Source organism: Natrinema soli, assembly GCF_028618695.1.
Genome location: NZ_JAQIVI010000192.1, coordinates 1 through 4,221, shown reverse-complemented (window position 1 = coordinate 4,221; position 4,221 = coordinate 1). Strand labels below are relative to the sequence as shown.

General features: G+C 65.1%; 4 protein-coding genes and 1 pseudogene. 2 read left to right on the top strand and 3 right to left on the bottom strand.

What is annotated here, in order from left to right; all coding sequences use genetic code 11:
* Positions 1-988, bottom strand: a 988-nt coding sequence (gene infB / locus PGX04_RS12545) for a translation initiation factor IF-2 (protein ID WP_273738814.1), incomplete at its 3' end; no start/stop codon positions are given.
* A gap of 295 nt (positions 989-1,283) precedes the next feature.
* On the opposite strand from infB, the gene PGX04_RS12540 reads away from it, so the two are divergent.
* Both PGX04_RS12540 and PGX04_RS12535 read left to right on the top strand, forming a co-directional pair.
* Positions 1,284-1,529 (top strand): PRC-barrel domain-containing protein, encoded by a 246-nt coding sequence (locus tag PGX04_RS12540; RefSeq protein WP_098724692.1) that lies wholly within the window; start codon positions 1,284-1,286, stop codon positions 1,527-1,529.
* A gap of 4 nt (positions 1,530-1,533) precedes the next feature.
* Entirely contained in the window at positions 1,534-1,992 is a 459-nt protein-coding gene (locus tag PGX04_RS12535) for an NOB1 family endonuclease (protein WP_273738813.1), read from the top strand.
* Positions 1,993-2,015: 23 nt separating this feature from the next.
* Here PGX04_RS12535 and PGX04_RS12530 read toward each other — a convergent pair whose 3' ends face one another.
* Together PGX04_RS12530 and PGX04_RS12525 are read right to left on the bottom strand one after the other, a co-directional pair.
* Positions 2,016-3,149, bottom strand: coding sequence for a CPBP family intramembrane glutamic endopeptidase (locus PGX04_RS12530; protein WP_273738812.1), 1,134 nt, complete (start codon positions 3,147-3,149; stop codon positions 2,016-2,018).
* Positions 3,150-3,570: 421 nt separating this feature from the next.
* Positions 3,571-4,221, bottom strand: a pseudogene (locus PGX04_RS12525) (glucose-6-phosphate isomerase); the annotation flags it as partial.

Genomic DNA, 4,221 nt, shown 5'->3' with positions numbered 1-4,221 from the left:
CCGGCGCGCCGGCCATCGCGTCCGCAAGTTCGGGCGCGGCGACTTTGATCCCGGACGCTGCCGAGACCTCGTCGACTTTCTCGAACCGGCTCTCGGTTCGGATCTCGGCCAGCGGGCGCGGCTGGAGCAGCGCGCGCACGTCGGTGACGATCGGCTCGTTCTGGCCACCGACGACGATCGTGTCGTCCGCCCGGATCGTCCCGTCGTACAGTACCGTGTCGATCGTCGTCCCGAACCCTTTCTCCTCTTTGACCTCGAGGACGGTGCCGACGCCGGGGCCGGCGACGTCGATCTCCATCTCCTCTTTCATGTAGCGCTGGGAGAGGCCCATCATGACGGTCAGGAGGTCCGGAACGCCCTCGCCGGTCATCGCCGAGACGGGGACGACACCGACGTTGCGCTGGAAGTTCTGGACCCGCCAGTAGAGGTCAGCGGAAAAGCCCTCGTCCGAGAGGTTGCCGATGATCTCGTAGAGGCTCTCGTCGAGGCGCTGGCGGACGCGCTCCGACTGGGACTCGTAGGTGTCGTTGATCGGCGAGTCCTCGTTGGGGTTCCAGCCGGGAACCGTGTCGATCTTGTTCGCCGCGACGATGAACGGCGTTTCGGAGCGCTTGAGGATGTCTAAGGCCTCGAGCGTCTGGGGCTGGAACCCGTCGTTGACGTCGACGACGAGGATGGCGATATCGGCCAGCGCGCCACCGCGGGATCGCAGCGTGGTAAAGGAGTGGTGACCCGGCGTGTCGATGAAGAGGAGGCCGGGGAGGTCGAAATCGTCCGGGTCGACGAGATCGCCCGCGATCGTGGAGATGATGTCCAGCGGGACGGCGGTCGCGCCGATGTGCTGGGTGATCGCGCCTGCTTCGCCCTCGATGACCGCGGAGCCGCGGATCTTGTCGAGGAGACTTGTCTTGCCGTGATCGACGTGTCCGAGGACGGCGACGATCGGCGTTCTGAGGGATGTGGGGTCGCGTGTATCCGTGTCCGACATGGTGAACCACCCGAGGAAGGTCTTATCTAAATCGTCCGTATCGCCGCAGTTAAACCCATCGTCATCGCCGTTCCGGTGATCATGGCCGCAATCGCGGCCCGTCCGACGACCGCGAACCGGTTCGGCGGGCGGGCCCAGCCCCGGCCGTTCGCACGCTCGATCGTGTTCGAACGGAGCCAATCGTGTCCGAATGGGGATCGACCGGGCGGATGTTCGGCCCTCGTCTGCCCGGCGTCAGACGCCGATCCGCGTTCACCCCATGGTTTTTAATACCGATTAGTAAGTACGGGTATGCATGAGCGATATACTCGCTGAAAACCTCTCGGGGAAGTCCGTCATGGGTTCCGACGGCACCGAGCTCGGATTGCTCTACAACATCACGATGGATCTCAAATCGGGGAAACTCAACGATCTCGTTATCGAGCCGGACGAGGAACTGTCCCGGCGCGCCGTCGATTTCGATCTCGACGACGCCGGCCATTTCCTGGTTCCCGTCAACCGCGTTCAGGCGGTAAAAGACTACATCGTCGTCCAGCGCTAACGGTATGTACGTTCTCGACTCCTCGGCTTTTATCCACGACTTCCACACGACAGAACAGACTGCGACCATCCCGCTCGTCCGCGAGGAACTGGAAGACGAGAGCGCCTATCGCTACGACGCGATGGAGGGCTCCGGGATGCACATCCACATTCCCAACGACGACACCACCGAAAAGGTCGAGCGCGCGGCCCGGGAATCCGGCGACCTCGAGGTCCTCTCCGGCACCGACGTTCGCCTCGTCGCGGCGAGTTTCGAACTCGACGCCGTCCTCGTGACCGACGACTACGCGATGCAAAACGTCGCGGAGAAACTCAACGTCGACGTCGAAGTGATCGCCCGCGAAGGGATCGACGAACAGCGCCACTGGCGGTACCAGTGTCAGGGCTGCGGTCGCGAGTTCGACGAGGAAAAAGAACGGTGCCCGATCTGCGGGTCTGAACTGGCCAGAAAGAACCCCTCGTAACGGGACGGGGCTCTGGACGTATTTTAGCCGTAGAGGGAGTAGAGGTTCGCGAACAGCAACGCGTTATAGAGCCCGTGGACCAGCGCGGGGATCACGAGGTTCTCGGTTCGCTCGTAGAGCGTCCCGAGGACGAGCGAGAGCCCGAAGACGGTGCCGAGACTGGCGATGACCGCGCCGAGACCGGCGGTGGCGTACGCGGAGACGTGGACGGCCGCGAAGATGACGCTCGCCGTGACGACGGCACCAGCCCGCGAGAACGTGTCGTAGAGCGACTTCTGGATAACGTTCCGGTACAGCAGCTCCTCGAACGGGCCGATGACCAGGATCGCGATCGGAATCATCACGAGCATCAGCTCGGGACGCTCCTGGGCTTGCTGGGTCGTCGCGTGATCCGAGCCCTCGACGCCGACCGTCTGCATGACGAAATCGATCGCGAAGACGGCCCCGAAGAGGACGATCAGTCCGGCGACGGTCCAGCCGACCTCCCGCGCCGTCGGCAATCGGAGATCGAGAAAGGAGCGGTCGCGATCGGTCAGCCGGAGATAGCCCACCGCGATGATCGCCGTCCCCAGCGCCATGCCGAGATTGCCGACGACCTGACTGACCACGAGGAGTTCGGTCTCCGAGAGCGATTCGACGAACGGGATGATCGGAATCGTGAGTACGGGCGTCGTGATTTCGGGAGCGAAGAGACCCGCGAACCCGACGCCGGTGAGGACGGCCAGCTGCTGCGTCCGGCGTTTGAATCCGACGAGTCCGATGCCCAGGGACTCCGCGACGCCCACGCCGGCGGTCAGTCCCGCGGTGACGAAGGCGACGAAAACGAGCGGGATCGACAGCGAGACCGACGGCAGCGATGTCGATGCCGTAATCCCCTGGTTCAGGGCGTAGCCGGCGAGCAAGACGACCGCGACGCTCGAGCCGGCGGCGATCGGCCCGGCGATCGTCCGCTCGATGCCGCCGTGGCGACGGACGAGAAACGCGAGGACGGCGGCGAGGGCGAACCCGACTCCCGCCCAGACGGCGAGATCGTCGACGCCCTGGCGGACGGGGACGAGCATGGCGACCATCGTAATCCCCGCGAGGGTCGTCCCGATCCCGGGAATCACGTCTGAGGTGATCGGGCCAGTGTCGTCGGCCCGTGCAGTCTCGGTCATACGTAGGTTTTCGTGCGAGGGCTGATAGGCGCACCGCAAACGGACGATGTGACGGGGAGGCTCCGGTTGCAATCCGCACCGGCACTGTGTCTCCTCTCCCCTGCGGTCAGTAAAGGGGAACTACGTCTCACTCCAGGCTGGCCAACTGGTGTGCGGTGGCGCGCGCTTGAAGCCGACCGAACGAGAGTGAGGTCGGCTGACGACATTGCGCGAGGGATGAGCGAGCGACCGCAGGGAGTGAGTGAATCGGCTGGGGAGGGCGTGGCGCTTCCGTGTTGCCACGATAGCAGAACACACCATCTCACCGGATCCTATCAGAACCCATTGTTTCATTCGTTACGGCGGGTGAGGACGCTTCACAATAAAACACTCTCGAGAACGTGATTTCAACGGCGCGACGAGGACGGGAATCAGCGGTCGGCTACCGCTCGATCCGAAGCGCCGTCTTCTCCGCGACGGCGTCGGCCTCCTCGAAGTCCCCGCCACCGAGCAGGCCGCGCGTCGCCTTCTTGGCCCACTCGACGGCCGGCTGCTCGAAGGTGTTCACGCCGTAGAGTTCGCCCGCGAGCACGCAGGCGGCTTCCATGCCGTACAGCAGCCCGCCGAGTTCGTACTCGTCGACGCGCTCGAGTTCGATGCGGACGTTCGGCCGGCCCGCGGCGGCGAGGCTGGCCTCGGTGGCCTCGAACTCCGCCTCGAGGAGTTCACCCAGCGTCGCGTCGCCGAGATACGCCAGCTCCTCGACGTCGGTGTCGGGAATCGGCCGGTCCGTGCCCGCTCGAGCGGTGACGAAGGTGACGAGCTTGTCCCGCGGGCCGGCCCGATAGAGCTGAAGTTGCGAGTGCTGGTCCGTCACCCCGAGCGCTCGCACGGGCGTCTGGCCGAGGTCGTCCTTCCCGAGGCTCTCGGCCCAGAGCTGGGCGAACCACTCGGCCGAGGTCTCGAGGGACTCCGCGTAGGGCATCATCGCGTTCACGCCCGCACCGCGCCCGTCCAGCGCGTAGGTCGTCGCGCCGTAGGCGTAGGCCGGACAGTCGAACAGCGACCCCGTCAGCGTCTCGCGTTCGGCGGC

Coding starts and splice junctions, on each gene's coding strand:
- PGX04_RS12540 (WP_098724692.1), top strand. CDS start 1,284: ATGAGCGATATACTCGCTGAAAACCTCTCGGGGAAGTCCGTCATGGGT.
- PGX04_RS12535 (WP_273738813.1), top strand. CDS start 1,534: ATGTACGTTCTCGACTCCTCGGCTTTTATCCACGACTTCCACACGACA.
- PGX04_RS12530 (WP_273738812.1), bottom strand. CDS start 3,149: ATGACCGAGACTGCACGGGCCGACGACACTGGCCCGATCACCTCAGAC.